Here is an 18044-nt window from a genome sequence, read left to right as displayed (position 1 = left end):
CCCGTTCTGAACCGGGGGCGGCCGGGAAAGGCCGCCGCCGATTGCCTTTTCCTGATCGCATTGCAATCTATGCCCGGCCCGCCTCGCGCGGGCCGACGCATTTCGACCGCCGGACGACAGGAACCAGCAGGCCCGTGATCCTCACCGCAGACCGCATCCGCCTCGCCGCCCAGCCCGCCGACAAGGAGGCTGCGATCCGCGAGGCCGCGCAGCTCCTGGTCGAGTCCGGCGCCATCGATGCCGCCTATGCCGACAGCATGCTGCGCCGGGAAGGCGAGGCGGACACCTTCCTCGGCAACGGCATCGCCATTCCGCACGGGCAGCGGGGCGACCGCGGGCTGATCGCCCGCACCGGCATCGCCGTGCTGCAGGTGCCGGAGGGGGTGCGCTGGAACGGCGAGGATGTGGCGCATCTGGTGGTGGCCATCGCGGCGCAGGGGGATGAGCACATCGCGGTGCTGCGCCGCCTGACCGACGTGCTGGGCGAGGAGGCGCTGGCCGCCCGGCTGGCCCGCACCGGCGACAAGCAGGCGATCCTGGCCGCGCTGGACCCGGATGCGCCGCTGCCCGCCGCCGATGCCGCTCCCGCCCAGGCTCCCGCAGCGGCACCGGGCGGGACGCTGACCACCGAGGTGCACGCCCCCGCCGCCGCCGGCATGCACGCCCGCCCGGCCAAGCTGCTGGCGCAGCTCGCCAAGGGATTCGACGCCCGCATCACCCTGATGCATGGCGACCGCCGGGCCGATGCCAGGAGCATGATCGCCCTGTTGCAGCTCGGCGCCGGGCCCGGCGCGGCGATGACGCTGAGCGCCATCGGCCCCGAGGCGGCGCTGGCTTTGGAGAAGCTGCGCGCCGCCTTCGCCGACGAGCTGGGCGACCGCGACGAGGCCCCGGCCACCCCCGCCGATGCCGCGCCCGCCGCCGCAGCCGACGAGCCGCTGGAGGCGGGCGCCATCGCCGGCCTGCCGGCCAGCCCCGGCATCGCCATCGGCGTGCTGCACCGCTTCCGCTCCGAGGCCGCCGGCTATGCCGAGACGGCGGCCGACCCGGCGGGCGAGGCGGCGGCGCTGGAGGCGGCGCTGGAAGCGGCACGGGCGGAACTGAAGACCGTCTCCGCCGAGATGGCGCAGCGCGTGGGCGACAAGCACGCCGCCATCTTCGCCGCCCATGCCGAGTTCCTGGAGGACCCCGAGCTGCTGGCCGAGGCGCGGAAGGCGATCGAGGCCGGCGCCTCCGCCCCCGCCGCCTGGGATGGCGCGGCGAGGTCGCGCGCCACGGCCCTGGCCGGCATCGGCGACCCGCTGCTGGCCGAGCGCGCCACCGACCTCAAGGACGTGGCGCGCCGCGTGTTGCGCCACCTGGTGGGCGGCAGCGAGACGGTGGCGCCGGTGCCGGAGCGCGCCGTCATCGCCGCCGAGGACCTCACCCCCTCCGAGACCGCCAATCTCGACCCCGCCCGCGTCGTCGGGCTGGTGACGGCGGCGGGCGGGCCGACGGCGCACACCGCCATCCTGGCCCGCGCACTGGGCATCCCCGCCGTGGTCGCGGCCGGGCAGGGGGTGCTGGCGCTGGCCGATGGCACCCCCGTGGTGCTGGATGGCGACCGGGGCCGGCTGATCCCCAACCCGGACGCGGAAGCAGTCGGCCGCGCCGAGGCCGCCCGCGCGCGCGGCGCCGAGCGCGCCGAGGCGGCGAAGCGCGCCGCCTTCCGCCCCGCCATCACGCAGGACGGCCACCGCGTCGAGGTCGCGGCCAATGTCCGCCGCCCGGAGGAGGCCATCGAGGCCGTCGCCGCCGGCGCCGAGGGCACCGGCCTGGTCCGCAGCGAGTTCCTGTTCGACGAGCGCGCCGAGCCGCCCTCCGAGGAGGAGCAGTACGAGCTCTACCGCCGGCTGGCCGAGGGCTTCGGCGGCCTGCCCGTGGTGCTGCGGACGCTGGATGCGGGGGGCGACAAGCCGCTGCGCTTCGTCAACCACCCCGCCGAGGCCAATCCCTTCCTCGGGCTGCGCGGCCTGCGCCTGTCGCTGGCCGAGCCGGCGCTGTTCCGCCCCCAGATCCGCGCCGCGCTGCGTGCCGCCCGCCATGGCGATATCCGCATCATGCTGCCGATGGTCGATGGCCTGGCCGATCTCCGCGCCGCGCGGGAGCTGATCGAGAAGGAGCGCCTCTCCCTCGCCACCCCGCCGGTCGAGGTAGGCATCATGGTCGAGGTGCCCTCGGCGGCGGTGATGGCGGACCAGCTTGCCCGCGAGGCCGACTTCTTCTCCATCGGCACCAACGACCTGACGCAATACACCCTGGCGGTGGACCGGCTGCACCCGACCCTCGGCGCCCGCTCGGACGCGCTGGACCCCGCCGTGCTCCGGCTGATCCAGATGACGGTGCAGGCCGCCCATGCGCGCGGCCGCTGGGTGGGCGTCTGCGGCAACATGGCGGCGGACCCGATGGCGGCGCCGATCCTGGTGGGCCTTGGCGTGGATGAGCTTTCCGTCTCCATCCCGAACGTGGCTGCGCTGAAGGCGCAGATCCGCGCCCTTTCCATGGCGCAGGCCGAGGCGGTGGCGCGCGCCGCGCTGGGCTGCGCCACGGCGGCCGAGGTGCGGGCGCTGCCCGCGCTGCGCGCCCTGGGCGAGGCCGGCTGATGCCGCCCCGCATCGCCCATCCTTCCATTGCCACCGTCACCCTGAACCCGGCGCTCGATCTCACCATCCCGCTGCCCCGGCTGGCGCGGGGCGAGGTGAACCGGGCAGGCGCGGCGGAGCTGCGGCCGGCGGGGAAGGGGGTCAACGTCTCCGTCATGCTGGGCGTGCTGGGCGAGGCGTCGCTCGCCACCGGCCTGCTCGGCGCCGCCGACATCCAGGCCTTCACCGAGTTCCTGGACGGGCAGGGAGTCGCCGCGGATTTCGTGCCCGTGCCGGGCCGCTGCCGCATCAACGTCAAGCTGGTGGAGACCGAGGCTGAGGCGGGGGCGGGGGCGGTGACCGACATCAACCCGCCCGGTGCCGCCACGCCGGAGGGCGCGCTGGAGGCGGTGGCGGCGAAGCTGGCCTATGGCCCCGCCATCGCCGTGCTGTCCGGCAGCCTGCCGCCGGGGCTGGCGCCCGGTGCCCTGGCCTGGCTGGCCGAACGGCTGCGCGGCTTCGGCGCCCGCGTGGTGCTGGACAGCAGCGGCCCCGCCTTCGAGGCCGCGCTGGCCGCGAAGCCTGCCCTCATCAAGCCGAACCGGGATGAGCTTTCCGCGCTGCTCGGCCGCGCCCTGCCGGACCGCGCCGCGCTGCTGGCCGCCGCGCGGGAGATGCAGGCACAGGGCATCGGCAGCGTGGTGGTCTCGGCCGGCGGCGAGGGCGCGCTCTTCGCCCTGCCGGAGGCCGCGCTCTGGGTGACGCCGCCCAGGGTGCGCCTGACCACCACGGTCGGCGCCGGGGATGCCATGGTGGCCGGGCTCACCGCCGCCCTGGCGCGCGGCCTGCCGCCGGAGGCGATGGCACGGCTGGCCACGGGGTGTGCCGCCGCCGCCGTCTCCCGCCCCGTGGGCGGCAGCCCGGCCCTGGCCGAGATCACCCGCCTGGCCGAAGCCGCCCATGTCGAGCGGCTCTGAGCCCTTGCCGCACCCATCGCCTGCCCGGCGCATCGCCGGGCGCTTCCGCCTTTCCCAGCAGGACGAGTGCCATGCCCTCTGATCCCGGCCATGCCGCGCCGACCCGGCTGCTCGCCGTCATCCGCCACGCCGCCAGTGCCCCGCATGCCACCATGGCCGCCGAGGCGCTGCGCGACGCAGCGGAACGGGCCGCCCTGGACCTGACCCTCGACACCGCCGGGGCGCCCGCCCCGGACTTCACGCCCGATGCCGTGCTGCTGGTGGGCGACGCCACCGCCGATGCCGCCCGCCATGCCGGCCGGCCGTTGATCGCCACCACGGTCATCGAGGCGATCCGCCGGCCGGAGCAGGCGCTGCGCTCGGCCGCCTCGCTGGCGCTGCTACCGCGCCCGGCCGTGGCCGCTTCGTCCGCCACTCCGGCCGCCGCCGCAGCGGTGCCGCAGGCCGCGCCGGCGGCGGGCGAGGGGCCGAGGAAGCTCGTCGCCATCACCGCCTGCCCCACCGGCATCGCCCACACCTTCATGGCGGCGGCGGCGCTGGAGAAGGCGGCGGCCAAGCTCGGCCACACGATCAAGGTGGAGACGCAGGGCTCGGTCGGCGCCAAGAACGCGCTGACGCCGGAGGAGATCGCCGCCGCCGATGCCGTGGTGATCGCCGCCGACACGGGCGTGGACACCGCCCGCTTCGCCGGCAAGCGCCTGATCACCGCCGGCACGGGCGAGGCGCTGAAGGACGGCGTCGGCCTCATCAACCGCGCCCTGGTGGCCGAGCCGCAGGGCGGCGCCGCTGCCACCGGCGCCGCCACGCCCGCGCCCGCCAAGGCCGGGCAGGCGCCGGGCGCCTACAAGCACCTGATGACCGGCGTCTCCTACATGATCCCGCTGGTCACGGCGGGCGGCCTCTGCATCGCGCTCTCCTTCGCCTTCGGCATCGAGGCCTTCAAGGAGCCGGGCACGCTGCCGGCGGCGCTGTTCCAGATCGGCGCGCAGTCGGCCCTTGCCCTGATGGTGCCGGTGCTGGCCGCCTTCATCGCCTTCTCCATCGCCGACCGGCCGGGGCTGGCGCCGGGCTTCGTCGGCGGCTCGCTGGCCGGCGCGGTGGGGGCGGGGTTCCTGGGTGGCATCGTCGCCGGCTTCCTGGCCGGCTACGTGGCGAAGTTCCTGCGCGACAGGCTGCCCTTCCCGGAAAGCCTGGAGGGCCTCAAGCCCGTCCTGGTCATTCCGCTGCTGGCCTCGCTGATCACCGGCCTGCTAATGATTTATGTGCTCGGCACGCCGATCGCGGCGGCGCTGGCCTGGCTCACTGAATTCCTGCGCGGCATGGGCACCTCCAACGCCGTCATCCTCGGCCTCGTGCTCGGCGCGATGATGGCGGTGGACATGGGCGGGCCGGTGAACAAGGCGGCCTATGCCTTCGGCGTCGGCCTGCTCGGCTCCGAGACCTACGCGCCGATGGCGGCGGTGATGGCCGCCGGCATGACGCCGCCGCTCGGCATCGCGGTGGCCACCTTCATCGCCCGCAGCCGCTTCAGCCAGGAGGAGCGGGATGCCGGCAAGGCCGCCGCCGTGCTCGGCGCCGCCTTCATCTCCGAGGGCGCCATCCCCTTCGCGGCGAAGGACCCGGTGCGTGTCATCCCGGCGCTGATCGCGGGTTCCGCCGTGGCCGGGGCGCTGTCGATGCTGTTCGGCTGCACGCTGCGGGCGCCGCATGGCGGCATCTTCGTCGTCGGCATCCCCGGCGCGGTGGGCAACCCGCTGGGCTACCTGCTGGCCATCCTGGCCGGCACCGCCGTCACCGCGCTGGCGGTGGCGGTGCTGAAGCGCAACTCGCCGGTGGCCGCGGCAGCCTAAGCCCTTGGCCGGGCGGGGTGAAAATCCCGCCCGGCGGCGTTTGGCGGAACGCGCCAAAGCGGCTATAAGGGCTGGGATTTTCCGTGGAGGAAGACCCCGCCACCGCGCGCCTCGCGCCGGGCCGGCCCACCCCCCACTTTGCTGCATGGGATGACCGCGTGAGCGAGAGCGACAACGGCACGGGCGACAACGGAACCGGGCGCGCCGCCCATATTCCGCCGGAAGGCACCCTGCCGATCGCGCTCGAGGAGGAGATGCGCCGCTCCTACCTCGACTATGCGATGAGCGTCATCGTCGCGCGCGCCCTGCCGGATGTGCGCGACGGGCTGAAGCCGGTGCACCGCCGCATCCTGTTCTCGATGAACGAGAACGGCTTCACCTCGGACAAGCCGTACAAGAAATCCGCCCGCGTCGTCGGCGACGTGATGGGTAAGTACCACCCGCATGGCGACAGCGCGATCTACGACGCCATGGTGCGCATGGCGCAGACCTTCTCGCTGCGCGTGCCGCTGATCGACGGCCAGGGCAATTTCGGCTCGATGGATGGCGACCCGCCGGCGGCCATGCGCTACACTGAGGCCCGCCTCGGCAAATCCGCCGCCGCGCTGCTGGAAGGCATCGACGAGGACACCGTCGACTTCGCGCCGAACTACGACGAAAGCGCCGAGGAGCCGCGCGTCCTCCCCGCCGCCTTCCCGAACCTGCTGGTGAACGGCGCCAACGGCATCGCCGTCGGCATGGCGACCAACATCCCACCGCACAATCCGGGCGAGGTGATCGACGCGACGCTGAAGCTGATCGAGGACCCCGACACCACCCTCGAAGCGCTGATGCAGATCATCCCCGGGCCGGATTTCCCGACCGGGGCGCTGATCCTCGGCCGCGCCGGCATCCGCTCCGCCTTCGAGACGGGGCGCGGCAGCGTCATCCTGCGCGCGCGCGCCGAGATCGAGGAGATGCGCGGCGGGCGCAGCCTGATCGCCATTTCCGAGATCCCCTACCAGGTGAACAAGGCGACGCTGATCGAGCGCATCGCCGATCTGGTGCGGACCAAGCAGATCGAGGGCATCAGCGACCTGCGCGACGAGAGCGACCGCTCCGGCCTGCGCATCGTCATCGAGCTGAAGAAGGACGCGACGGCCGAGGTGGTGCTGAACCACCTCTACCGGTACACCAACCTGCAGACCTCCTTCGCGGTGAACTTCCTCGCCCTGCACGAGGGGCGGCCGCAGCAGATGGGGCTGCGCCAGGCGCTGCTCGCCTTCATCGACTTCCGCGAGGAGGTGATCCTCCGCCGCTCGCGCTACCGCCTCGCCAAGGCGCGCGACCGTGGCCACCTGCTGGTGGGCCTCGCCATCGCCGTGGCCAACATCGACGAGGTGATCCGCCTGATCCGCGAGAGCCCGGACGCGGTGACCGCCCGCACCGCGCTGATGGCGCGCGACTGGCCGATCGCCGATGTCGGGCCGCTGCTGGAACTGGTGGATGATTCCGGCAACATCGTCGTCGACGAGACGGTGAAGCTGACCGAGGCGCAGGCGCGCGGCATTCTGGAGCTGCGCCTGCAGCGCCTGACCGGCCTCGAGCGCGACAAGATCAACGCCGAGCTGGACGAGGTGGCGGGGCGCATCCGCGAGCTGCTGGACATCCTCTCCTCCCGCCCGCGCCGGCTGGAGCTGATGGCGGAGGAGCTGCGCGCCGTGCGCGCGCAGATCGCCAATCCGCGCCTCTCCGAGATCGTCGATGGCCTCGCCGACCAGGACGATGAGAGCCTGATCGAGCCCGGGCTGATGGTGGTGACGCTGACGCGCGACGGCTACGTCAAGCGCACGCCGCTCGAGACCTTCCGCGCGCAGAACCGCGGCGGGCGCGGCCGCAGCAGCGCCAACATGCGGCAGGACGACGTCGTCATCCGCAGCTTCAACGCGCACACCCACCAGTGGGTGCTGTTCTTCACCAGCCGCGGCATGGCCTTCCGCGAGAAGGTGTGGAAGCTGCCCGAGGCCGGCCCCACCGCGCGCGGCCGCTCGCTGCGCCAGCTTCTCCAGTTGCAGGCGGAGGAATACGTCACCGCCGTGCTGCCGCTGCCGCAGGATGAAGGGCTGTGGGAGAACCTGCACCTCGTCTTCGCCACGGCGCAGGGCAATGTCCGCCGCAACCGGCTGTCGGATTTCAAGAACGTCCGTTCCTCCGGCCTCATCGCCATGAAGCTGGATGAGGGGGACAGCCTGATCGGCGTCTCCACCTGCCGCGAGGGCGACAATGTGCTGCTGGCCACGCGCGGCGGGCGGGCCATCCGCTTCGTCGCCGATGTGGACACGCTGCGCGTCTTCGCGGGCCGCGATTCCACCGGCGTGCGCGGCATCCGGCTGGCGCCGAAGGACGAGGTCATCGCGCTTTCCGTGCTGCGGCATGTGGATGCCAGCGTCGAGGAGCGCGCCGCCTATCTGAAGCAGGCCGCGCAGAAGCGCCGCACCGCCGAGGAAAGCGCCGAGGCGGCGGCCGAGGCCGAGGCCTCGCTCGCCGAGGAGAATGCCGAGGAGGCGGGCACCGAGATCGCCCTCTCGCCCGAGCGCTTCTCCGAGCTGGAGGAGCAGGAGGAGATCCTGCTCACCGTGACGGATGGCGGCTTCGGCAAGCGCAGCTCCGCCTATGAGTACCGCGTCACCGGCCGGGGCGGGCAGGGCATCGCCAACATCACCCTGGTCAAGCGCACGGGGCGCGAGGTGGTGGCCACCTTCCCGGTGCGTCCGGGCGACGACGTGATGCTCGTCACCGACAATGGCCGGCTGATCCGCCTGCCGGTCGATCAGGTGCGCGTCACCGGCCGCTCGGCCATGGGCGTGATGATGCTGCGGCTGGATGGGGAGGAGCGCGTCACCTCCTGCTTCACCGTCGTCGAGGAGCAGGGGCAGGATCAGGACCAGGTGCAGGACCCGGCCGGCGCGGCGCCCGAGGCGGATGTGGAGGACGAGGCCGGTGTCTGAGACGAGGCGCCCAACGCGCAGCGGCATCTATCCCGGCACCTTCGACCCGATCACCAACGGGCATGTCGATATCATCCACCGCGCCGCCCGCATCCTGGACCGGCTGGTGGTGGGCGTGGCGATGAATGCGGGGAAGGGGCCGCTCTTCCCGCTGGAGGAGCGCGTGGAGCTGGTGCGCGCCGAGGCGGAGATCATCGCCCGGCGCACCGGCACCATCATCGAGGTGGTGCCCTTCGAGGGGCTGCTGGTCGGCTTCGCGCGGGACGTTGGCGCCGAGGTGATCGTGCGTGGCCTGCGCGCCGTCACCGATTTCGACTACGAGTTCCAGATGGCCGGCATGAACCGCCGGCTCGATCCCGAGATCGAGCTGCTGTTCCTGATGGCCAGCGAGGGCAACCATTTCATCTCCTCGCGCTTCGTCAAGGAGATCGCGCGGCTGGGGGGGGATATCTCCACCTTCGTGCCGCATCTGACGCGTGAGCGCACCCTTGCCCGGGTACGCGCGCCACACCAAGGGGAGTGACACAGGATGCGCCGTCGCAGCCTGCTCGCCAGTTCCATCGCTATCACGGGGATCATGATGACCGAAGCCACCACCAACGAGGCCGCCGCCCAGGACGATCGCGAGAACACGCTGTTCTTCGATCTGAAGGATGGCCGCGTCGTCATCAAGCTGCGCCCCGACCTCGCGCCCCAGCATGTCGAGCGCATCAAGACCCTGGTGCGCCAGGGCTTCTATGACGGCACGCCTTTCCACCGCGTGATCGAAGGCTTCATGGCGCAGGGCGGCGACCCGACCGGCACCGGCACCGGCGGCAGCCAGCTGCCCGACCTTCCCGCCGAGTTCAGCCCGCCGGCCAAGGCGCGCTTCCTGCGCGGCGTCTGCGGCATGGCCCGCACCGCCAACCCGAACAGCGCCAACAGCCAGTTCTTCATCATGTTCGCGCCGGCCTCCAGCCTGGACGGCCAGTACACGATCTGGGGCCAGGTGACCTCGGGCATGGAGTTCGTGGACAAGATCAAGCGCGGCGCCGGCCAGAGCGGCATGGTGCGCGAGCCGGACCGCCTGATGAAGGCGCAGATCGCCGCCGACGCGGCCTGAACGGCCCTCGCGGCACACCGCGAGACTTGACAGGGGCGGCGCGGGAGGGTTTCTCCCGCCCGTCTCCCCATGTGCCCGTAGCTCAGTCGGTAGAGCACGAGACTTTTAATCTTGGGGTCCAGGGTTCGAGTCCCTGCGGGCACACCATTCCCTTCTCTGAAACTCGCTCTGTGGCCAAGCCGAGGCCGTCTGGAGATCCAGGTTCCGCCTGGGTTGGCAGAGTGATCCCGGGTCTGGACAACGGACCTTCTCCAGAGCTGGGGATCTGGACGATTGGATCCCAATCTCCCTGACCCTGTAAAATCAGGAATTCATTGCTGCTCCCCAAAAGGGAAGCGGATCGGCATGGCCCCTGGGTTCCTGCGGAGGGGGGGGGGTGGGAACTACCTTCAAGGCGAAGCTCAAGCCTTCCGCCCGCAGGTGGGCCGGGCATGGCGAGGAGGACAGTGCCGCGCTGCGGCCGATGCCCCAAACGCAGGCCGCGCCCGGCCTGGTGCCGATCAGGCCGGCATGGGTGCCCGAAGGCGCATGACACCGCCCGCCTGCTGCGGTGAATAGCCGCCCCTCACGGTATGGCCTTGCCAGGCCGCATCCTTGGCGGCGAAGTCATCGCCGGAGAGCCGGCGCACCGGGGGCACGCGCTCGCCCTCCAAGCCCGCGGAACAGCAGCTCCTCCCAGGGCGGTCAGGCCGCCGACATCCAGCGGAAGCGCTGCCGGTATTGGTTCGGAGCGATTCCGGTCGCCCGCTTGAAGACACGGCGGAAGGCGGCGGGCTCGGTGTAGCCGACCTCCGCGGCAACCGCGTCGATCGGCGCGTCCGAGGTTTCCAGCATCTGCTTGGCTTCCTCGATGCGGAGCGACTGGACGTAGTCGAGCGGAACATAGCCCGTCGCCGCCTGGAAGCGGCGGATGAAGGTCCGGGGCGCCAGGCCGGAGACCTGCGTCATCCCGGCCACCGGATGGGCGCAGTCGTAGTTCCGGGCAATCCAGAGCTGAGCCGCCGCGACAGCAGCATCCTCGTGCTGGCGTGGCCGGACGCGGGCGGCGAAGGGCAGTTGCCCGTCGCTGCGGTCCCCGAACAGGAACAGCTTGGCGGTCCGCCGCGCCTCCTCCTCGCCGCAGAAGCGGGCCACGAGGTAGAGCGCAAGGTCGGTCCAGGAGGCTGAACCACCGGCGGTGACCAGCCGGTGACCGACCCCCGCCGTTACCAGCACGCGCTCGGGATGCAGGCGGACACCGGGATAGCGGCGGCGGATCTGGTCGGTTGCCGCCCAGTGACAGGTTGCCTCCTCGCCCTCCAGCAGCCCCGCCTCGGCCAGCATGAGCGACCCTGTGCAGACCGAGCAGACCAGCGCGCCCTGCGCATGCTGGCGCTGGAGCCACGCCACCGCCTCCGGCCACCGTCCACGGGTGTCCTCGTCCCGCGCCAGGGCGAGGTCGCCGACGACCACGATATCGGTTCGCTTCACCTCGGCGAAGCCGAGCTCCGGAGCGATGGGCAGCCCGGCCAGGTTGCGGAATGGCGCCCGGTCCGCGGCGACGATCCGCGGCAGGAAGCGGGCCGGTCCTGGTGGCCAGCCCGTCAGCATCTCCCAGCCCGAGCCCACGAAGGAGAACACCTCGTAGAGGCCGTTCAGCACGCCCGTGGCGATTTCGGGCACGGCCACGAGACAGACCGAGATGCGGGCCGGGGCACGAGGCGCGATCATGAGGCCAGCTTGGCATGTCCGGACCGGTTTCGTCGATTCCGCGTCTGACGCCTCGCGAAGGCCGCATGCGAAGGACAGGCACCGCAACCATGCGGAACGGAGGCTTCGATGCTCGACACCACTAGACGCAAGCTGTACGGCGCGACGCTGCTCGGCGCCGGCGCGGTCCTCGGCGGGCTGGGTCTTGCCCAGGCGGATGCCCTGGGCGCGCGCGGCAGGACCCTGCTGGATTCACTCGGCAACCGCCCGCGCGGCCTGGCGAAGGCGGCCGCCTTCCCGCTGATCGAGGCGATCCACGGCCGCCGGTCCCGCCGCTTCGCCAAGGGCGCGTCGATCCCCGCGGGGCCGCTCGCCTTCGCCTCGCGCCAGGCGCCGGAAGCGCTGGATCCGCTTGAGCAGATGCTGCTCATCGCCACCATCGCCGGGAACACCGGCTGGGTGGAGCTGTTCGCCCACCACCCCGGCTACGCGCCCCGCCTGCCCAACTACATCACCGCCGCGGGCGGGCGCAGCTTTCCGTCCTCGGCCGGCTTTAACACCTCGGAGTTCTTCTTCACCGATGACACCGGGGTGTATTTCCTGCCGACGCGGGACATGACCCCGGTGCCAGCCGCTGCGGGCACGGAGCTGGGTGCCTGGCTCGACGCGCACCGCGCGCGGATCGTGAAGCTGGCCGATGGCCGGCTCAACATCCCGGCGGCGATGCCGCATATGGAAGGCCACAACACCTGGTGCGCGAACGTGCCGGGCTCGACCCTGGTGTTCCCGGTGGCCGACCTCGCGCAACACGTCATCCTGCTGCTGCTCTACCTCGTGCAGAACGGCACCGGCATCTACGACGATGTGAACGGCCGGCCGATCCCCGGGCTGGAGCGCTACGCACACCGGCTGAAGCTGGAGGCCGCCTACCCCATGACCTTCCTCGAGCAGGTCGCGCTCACGGACGTGTCGGTGGAGATGGGCACGGCCTGCTATGCGGGCGCGCTGATGCTGCAGGCGCTCGGCCTCGGCGGGTGGATGTACACCGGGCTCAATCCCTTCACGGTGCTGGGGGCGAGCGGCGATCCGGCCGTGCCGGGCCTCGGCTTCCGCTTCGACATGCTCCCGAACAACCCGCTGCCGCATGTCACCGGGCTGCCCGGGGTGTTCGAGGCGCATGTGCCGCCGCACCACGCCAGCATGCGCGCGGCGGTGGAGGCGGCGGTCGCGCGCAAATTCGGCGCGGGCGGCCCCTTCGACCCGAAGCAGGGGGGGCCCTACCGGGAGAATGCCGCGATCCGCTCCGGCGCCGCCGCGATCGACGCCGAGGCGATCGAGATTGCCGCGCTGATGGCCGAGTATGTGTTCACGACCTTCGGCCGCTTCCCCGCGACGGTGCCGCCGGTCTTCCTCAAAACCTACCTGCAGGCCCATCGGCTCGACACCGAGTTCTACGATCGGTACTTCACGCCGGAAGCCTATCTCCGCACCCATGCCGAGCACGACCGAAACTGGCGTTGAGGACGCGCCGGCAGGCGAGTGCGGGCCGGCAGGCGAGTGGCACCTGGCGCGCAAAGGAAGGGCCAGGTGCCGCCAGGGCGCGACTTGCCCGGCGATGGTATTTGCCCAGGGAGGGGAGGGGGTGATGCTCTTCTCGCCACACCAGGCCTTTCTCCCCCTGGCACCACTGGGCGCACGGCGCGGCCGACCGGGACGTGGCGCTGGCACGGCACGCCGCCATCTCCACCGCCGCTTGGGGGAAGGGAAAGGCCGGCGCTTTCTCCAGCCGTCACGGCAGGCCAGGAACCACCACGGCGTCTTTCCCCTGCATGCCCGGCTGTGGCCGCTTGCCTGGTGCCCTGCGGGCCATCCCAGGATGTGTCCCATCGCCTGCCGCAACAATGCGGTGCTCCCTATGTCTCTCCCGCCTCATCCACTTCCTGTCGATAATCGTATAAAGAAAATTATTGTAAACTATCGCCCCGCAAAGCCCGAACTTTCCCCGCAAACGCACCCACCACACAAAGCGGCCGACAAGCAACGAAAGAGAGGGGTCCCGGCCGCCACCGCGCGGCACGTCACCGGCACGGCAGCATTCGCCCGCCAGGCCCGCCGGAAAGGCTGGGCCGCCCGGGAAGACCTCTGGCACGACCCTGAAGGCATGGGAACTGCCCGGGCCTGCACCATCACAGCCGCAGGCAGGGCAGGAGGACCGGCACATCCTCCGGTTCGCGGCCAGCGGAAAGCCGCGTCACGCTCCGTTGCTGGTGCCTCGGCGGCAAGGGCGCTAAGCACGCCCCACCATGCCGTCGCCCGAACTCACCGTCGTGATTCCCTGCTACAACGAGGCCCCCAACGTCGCGCCCATGGTGGAACGGCTGGAGGCGGCGCTTGGCGGAATCGCCTGGGAAGCCATCTTCGTCGATGACAACAGCCCCGACGGCACGGCCCAGGTGGCGCGCGGCATCGCGGCGCGGGACCCGCGCATCCGCTGCATCCGGCGCGTTGGCCGGCGCGGCCTGTCCTCGGCCTGCGTCGAGGGCATGCTTGCTTCCTCGGCCGGCTATGTCGCGGTCATCGACGGCGACCTGCAGCACGACGAGACATTGCTGCCACGCATGCTGGCAGCGCTGCGGGCGGGCGAGGGGGATGTCGCCATCGGCAGCCGCCATGTGGCGGGGGGCGAGGCGGCGGAGGGCTTCTCCTCCCTGCGGCGGCGCATCAGCGATGGCGGCACCACGCTTGCGCAGTTCTTCCTTCCCGTGCCGGTGGCCGACCCGATGAGCGGCTTCTTCATGCTGCCGCGCCCGCTGGCCGAGGAGATCGCGCCGCGCCTGACCGGCCGGGGCTTCAAGATCCTGCTGGACCTGCTGCTCTCCGCCGGCCGCAAGCTGCGCGTGGTGGAGCTGCCCTACACCTTCCGCCCGCGGCAGGCCGGCGAATCCAAGCTCGATGCCACGGTGCTGCTCGATTTCCTGGCCCTGCTTCTGGACAAGTGGTCGCATGGGCTGCTGCCGCTGCGCTTCCTGGCCTTCGCCGCCGTGGGCGCCATCGGCATCGTGGTGCATCTGGCGGTGCTCTCGCTGGCGCTGGGGCCGCTGCCCTTCGCGCAGGCCCAATGGGTGGCCAGCCTCGTGGCGATGACGGCGAATTTCGTGCTGAACAACCGCATCACCTACAGCGACGTGCGGCTGCGGGGTGCCGCGCTGTGGCGCGGGCTGGCGGTGTTCTACCTGGTCTGCGGCGTCGGCGTGGCGGCCAATGTCGGCATCGCCGACCTGCTGATGCGCGACGAGCTGGCGAGCTGGGGCCTGGCCGGCGCGGCCGGCGCGCTGCTGACGGTGGTGTGGAACTACGCCGTCTCCGCCACCCTCGTCTGGCGGGCCCGCTGATGGGTGCGCGCTGGAGCGGCGCCGCCTGGTTGTGGGCACTGGCGGCGCTGACCCTGCTGCGCCTCGCCGCCGCGTGGTGGCTGCCGCCGGCGCCGGACGAGGCCTATTACTGGGTCTGGGGCCGTGCCCTCTCGCTCAGCTACTACGACCATCCGCCGATGGTGGCGCTGTGGACCGCGTTCGGCTCTGCCATGGCGGGCGACACGGCGCTGGGGCTGCGGCTGCTCGGGCCGCTGGGCGTCGCCGCCGCCTCGCTGCTGCTGGCCGATGCGGGGGAGCGTCTCTTTCCCGGCCGGCAGGCCGGGCCCTGGGCCGCGGCGCTGCTGAACGCCACGCTGCTCTTCGGTGCCGGCGCGGTGCTGATGACGCCGGACACGCCGCTGCTGGTGTTCTGGTGCGCCGCCCTCTGGGCGCTGGCGCGGCTGCAGGCCAGCCAGGACGGGCGCTGGTGGCTGGCCTTCGGCCTGCTGGCGGGGCTCGGGCTGCTGTCCAAATATACCACCGTACTGCTGGGCGGCGGCGTGGTGCTGTGGCTGCTGCTGGAACCAGGCGCGCGGCGCTGGCTGGCCGATTGGCGCCTCTGGGCCGGCGGCGCGCTGGCGCTGCTGGTGTTCAGCCCCGTCATCCTCTGGAACGCCCGGCACGACTGGGTGAGCTTCGCCAAGCAGGGCGGACGGGCGGGCGCCACCGCCACCGGCTCCGCGCTGCGCTACCTGGGCGAATTGGTGGGCGGGCAGGCGGGGCTGGCCACACCCATCATCTTCCTGCTCTGCGTCGCCGGCACGGTGGCCGCCTGCCGCCTGTGGTGGCGCCGGGGCGAGGGCGCGGCGGCGGCCGGGCTGCTCGCCGCCATCACCGTGCCCACGGCGCTGCTGTTCCTGTGGCAGGCCACCGGCAGCCGGGTGCAGGGCAACTGGCCGGCCATCCTCTACCCCACCGCCTGCCTCGCCGCCGCGGGCTGCCTCGGCGCCCGCTGGGCACGCTGGCGCCGGCCGGGCGTGGCGCTGGGGCTGGGGCTGACCCTGCTGGTGCTGGTGCAGGCCGCCTTCGCGCCGCTGCCGCTGCCCCGGCGCAGCGACCCCACCCTGGCGCGGCTCGGCGGCTGGGCCGAATTCGCCGCCACGCTGGAGGCGGAGCGCGCGACGCGCGGCGCCGCCTTCATCGCCGCCGAGGAATACGGCCTGGCCAGCGAGCTGGCGCTGCACCTGCCGCCCGCCACCCGCGTCGTCGCCCTCGGCGACCGGTGGGACCTGTTCGACCTCGCCGCGCCGCCGCCCGGCGGCACCGGGCTGCTGGTGCGCAGCGAGCGTCGCGGCGGTCCGCCGCTCTGGCCGGGTGCGGTGGAGGAGGGGGGCGTGACGCGCGCCCGGCATGGCATCGAGGCCGAACGCTACCGGCTGCACCGCGTGGTGGTGCCGGCGGATGCGGCGGCTCCGCCGCTGGTGCTGCTGCCCGCCCGCCGCTGAGGCCTTCCCCTCTCCCGCGGGCGGCCTACATGCTGGGAAAGGTTCAGGGAGACGAGCCATGCCGATCCGCATTCCCCGGGGCTGGGAACTGCCCGAATCCGCCGCCACGCCGGAGCATCTGGTGCTGGGGCGGCGCAAGGCGCTGGGCCTCGGCGGGCTGATCGCCGCTGGCGCGGCGCTGCCCTGGCAGGGCGCGCGGGCGCAGCAGGCGGCCAGCCCGATGGCCGCCATGCGCAACCCCGCCTTCCGCCCCGAGCGCGCCCTGACGCCGGAGAAGGACGCCACCAGCTACAACAACTACTATGAGTTCGGCAGCAGCAAGAACGTGGCCTCCGCCGCCGCCCGCCTGCCGCAGCGCCCCTGGACGCTGAAGCTGGAAGGCATGGTGGACAACCCGCAGGAGCTCGGCCTCGACGACCTGCTGAAGAAGGTGAGCCTGGAGGAGCGGGTGCTGCGGCACCGCTGCGTCGAGGCCTGGGCGATGACCGTGCCCTGGACCGGCTTTCCGATGGCCGAGCTGCTGAAGCTGGCCGGGCCGCAATCCGGCGCGAAGTTCGTCGAGTTCCACACGGTGGCCGACCGCGGCACCATGCCCGGCCTGCGGCAGAGCTGGTACCCCTGGCCCTATGTCGAGGGCTGCACACTGGCCGAAGCGGCGAACGAGCTGTGCTTCATGGCGGTGGGCCTCTACGGCAAGCCGGTGCCGCCGCAGAATGGCGGCCCCATCCGCGTGCTGTTCCCGTGGAAGTACGGCTTCAAGAGCGGCAAGGCGATCACCACCATCCGCTTCACCGACAAGCGCCCCGTCTCCTTCTGGGAGCAGTTGCAGCCGACGGAATACGGCTTCTGGGCCAATGTGAACCCCGAGGTGCCGCATCCGCGCTGGAGCCAGGCGCATGAGCGGCTGCTCGGCAGCAACGAGCGCGTGCCGACGAAGCTGTTCAACGGCTATGGCGAATACGTCGCCAGCCTCTATGCGGGGCTGGAGAAGGAAAAGCTCTACCTCTGAGGCTGCGGCACGGCGGCTGCTGCACGGCCTGGGCCTTGCCGCTCAGGCCGGCACCAGCCCGTGCCGCAGCATGATCTCGCGCGCCTTTGCCGGGTCCGGCCTGCCGGATTGCAGCAGGTCCGCCAGTTCGCGGAAATATTCGGGGCCGAGCACGCCCGGGGTGAGGATGCAGAGGCAGGTGGCCGGCGCCCCGCTGCGGTTGCTGAAGCCATGCACCGCGCCGCGCGGGATGAACAGGCTCTCGCCCGGCCCCACCTCCCGGTCCTGGCCCTCCACCGTGAAGGTCACGGTGCCGGAGAGGCCATAGACCGTCTCCTCCCAGCTTTCATGGTAATGCGGCACAGGCATGCGCCCCTCCGGCTGGAGGGTCATCTCGAACATGTCGAGGCTGCCGCCCGTCTCGTGCCGGTCGCGCAGGAAGCGCAGCTGGAGCGAGCCGAAATCGATGTGCTCAGCCATGGTCCACCTTTGAGGCCGGACCCAGCATAGGGCGCGGGCTGCGGCGAGTCTCGCCCCCGGCGGGGGTCAGCCGGCCAGCCGCTTCCGCCCCTCGGCGATGGCGCGGATCGCCTCCTCCCACAGCCCGAGTCCAGCGAGTTCTTCCGGCGGGAAGAAGCGCGCCTCGCTGACATCGTCGCCAGCCACCGGCTCGCCGCCCGTCCACTGCCCGGCGAAGTCGATGATGGTGTAGTGGAAGCGGGCGCGCCCGGCCTCGTCATGGTTCACCGCGTCCACCACCACCGCCACGGTGAGGGGGCCGACGGTGATGCCGGCCTCCTCCATCAGTTCGCGCCGCGCCGCGGCCTCGGCCGTCTCGCCCAGGTGCTGGGCGCCGCCAGGGATCGACCATTCCCCCATGCGCGGCGGCTTGCTGCGGCGGACCAGCAGCACATCCTCCCCCCGGAAGGCGATGACGCCGATGCCGACCCAGGGCCGGTCCGGATATTCCCG

13 protein-coding genes and 1 tRNA gene are annotated in these 18044 nt (G+C 72.1%); 11 read left to right on the top strand and 3 right to left on the bottom strand.

Features of this window, described 5'->3' with window-relative positions; genetic code table 11:
* The first annotated feature begins 134 nt into the window (after positions 1-134).
* The 7 genes from ptsP (at position 135) to ACZJYS_RS14155 (ending at position 9684) form a co-directional block, all read left to right on the top strand.
* Positions 135-2642, top strand: coding sequence for a phosphoenolpyruvate--protein phosphotransferase (gene ptsP / locus ACZJYS_RS14185; protein WP_493179110.1), 2508 nt, complete (start codon positions 135-137; stop codon positions 2640-2642).
* Positions 2642-3598: a 1-phosphofructokinase family hexose kinase gene (locus ACZJYS_RS14180; protein ID WP_493179108.1), complete on the top strand. Its 957-nt coding sequence runs from the start codon at positions 2642-2644 to the stop codon at positions 3596-3598. Before ptsP ends, ACZJYS_RS14180 begins: the two co-directional genes overlap by 1 nt.
* Positions 3599-3669: 71 nt before the next feature.
* On the top strand, positions 3670-5448 hold the full coding sequence (locus ACZJYS_RS14175; RefSeq protein ID WP_493179106.1) for a fructose-specific PTS transporter subunit EIIC: 1779 nt from the start codon (positions 3670-3672) through the stop codon (positions 5446-5448).
* A gap of 212 nt (positions 5449-5660) precedes the next feature.
* On the top strand, positions 5661-8435 hold the full coding sequence (gyrA, locus tag ACZJYS_RS14170) for a DNA gyrase subunit A (RefSeq protein ID WP_109518414.1): 2775 nt from the start codon (positions 5661-5663) through the stop codon (positions 8433-8435).
* The gene (gene coaD / locus ACZJYS_RS14165; protein ID WP_245906567.1) at positions 8428-8958 is read left to right on the top strand and encodes a pantetheine-phosphate adenylyltransferase; all 531 of its coding nucleotides are present in this window, start codon (positions 8428-8430) and stop codon (positions 8956-8958) included. The genes gyrA and coaD overlap by 8 nt, the downstream gene beginning before the upstream one ends.
* 57 nt (positions 8959-9015) lie before the next feature.
* The gene (locus ACZJYS_RS14160) at positions 9016-9537 is read left to right on the top strand and encodes a peptidylprolyl isomerase (protein ID WP_109518413.1); all 522 of its coding nucleotides are present in this window, start codon (positions 9016-9018) and stop codon (positions 9535-9537) included.
* Between the two features lie 71 nt (positions 9538-9608).
* Positions 9609-9684, top strand: a tRNA-Lys gene (locus tag ACZJYS_RS14155).
* A gap of 537 nt (positions 9685-10221) precedes the next feature.
* On the opposite strand, the gene ACZJYS_RS14150 is transcribed toward ACZJYS_RS14155, so the two are convergent.
* The gene (locus ACZJYS_RS14150) at positions 10222-11247 is read right to left on the bottom strand and encodes a GlxA family transcriptional regulator (RefSeq protein ID WP_379649770.1); all 1026 of its coding nucleotides are present in this window, start codon (positions 11245-11247) and stop codon (positions 10222-10224) included.
* Between the two features lie 108 nt (positions 11248-11355).
* Between ACZJYS_RS14150 and ACZJYS_RS14145 the strand changes: the two genes are divergently transcribed.
* The 4 genes from ACZJYS_RS14145 to msrP all read left to right on the top strand — a co-directional run bounded on the left by ACZJYS_RS14145 (position 11356) and on the right by msrP (position 17093).
* Entirely contained in the window at positions 11356-12747 is a 1392-nt protein-coding gene (locus ACZJYS_RS14145) for a hypothetical protein (RefSeq protein WP_493179103.1), read from the top strand.
* Positions 12748-13529: 782 nt separating this feature from the next.
* A complete protein-coding gene (locus ACZJYS_RS14140) occupies positions 13530-14618 on the top strand; it encodes a glycosyltransferase family 2 protein (protein ID WP_493179100.1) in 1089 nt (362 codons plus the stop codon).
* Positions 14618-16084 carry a glycosyltransferase family 39 protein gene (locus ACZJYS_RS14135; protein ID WP_493179098.1) on the top strand — a complete coding sequence of 489 codons (1467 nt, stop codon included), beginning with the start codon at positions 14618-14620 and terminating at the stop codon, positions 16082-16084. The genes ACZJYS_RS14140 and ACZJYS_RS14135 overlap by 1 nt, the downstream gene beginning before the upstream one ends.
* Positions 16085-16142: 58 nt before the next feature.
* Positions 16143-17093: a protein-methionine-sulfoxide reductase catalytic subunit MsrP gene (msrP, locus tag ACZJYS_RS14130; protein WP_109518390.1), complete on the top strand. Its 951-nt coding sequence runs from the start codon at positions 16143-16145 to the stop codon at positions 17091-17093.
* Positions 17094-17135: 42 nt separating this feature from the next.
* Here the strand turns inward: msrP and ACZJYS_RS14125 are convergent, their stop codons facing one another.
* Positions 17136-17552, bottom strand: coding sequence for a cupin domain-containing protein (locus ACZJYS_RS14125; protein WP_493179096.1), 417 nt, complete (start codon positions 17550-17552; stop codon positions 17136-17138).
* A 66-nt stretch (positions 17553-17618) separates the two neighbouring features.
* A partial coding sequence (locus ACZJYS_RS14120) for an NUDIX hydrolase (protein ID WP_493179094.1) occupies positions 17619-18044 on the bottom strand: 426 nt, incomplete at its 5' end.

The sequence above is a fragment of the Roseomonas sp. TS2 genome (assembly GCF_058833935.1).
Note: the sequence above shows the minus strand (reverse complement) of the source record. Positions and strands in the feature narration are given on the sequence as shown.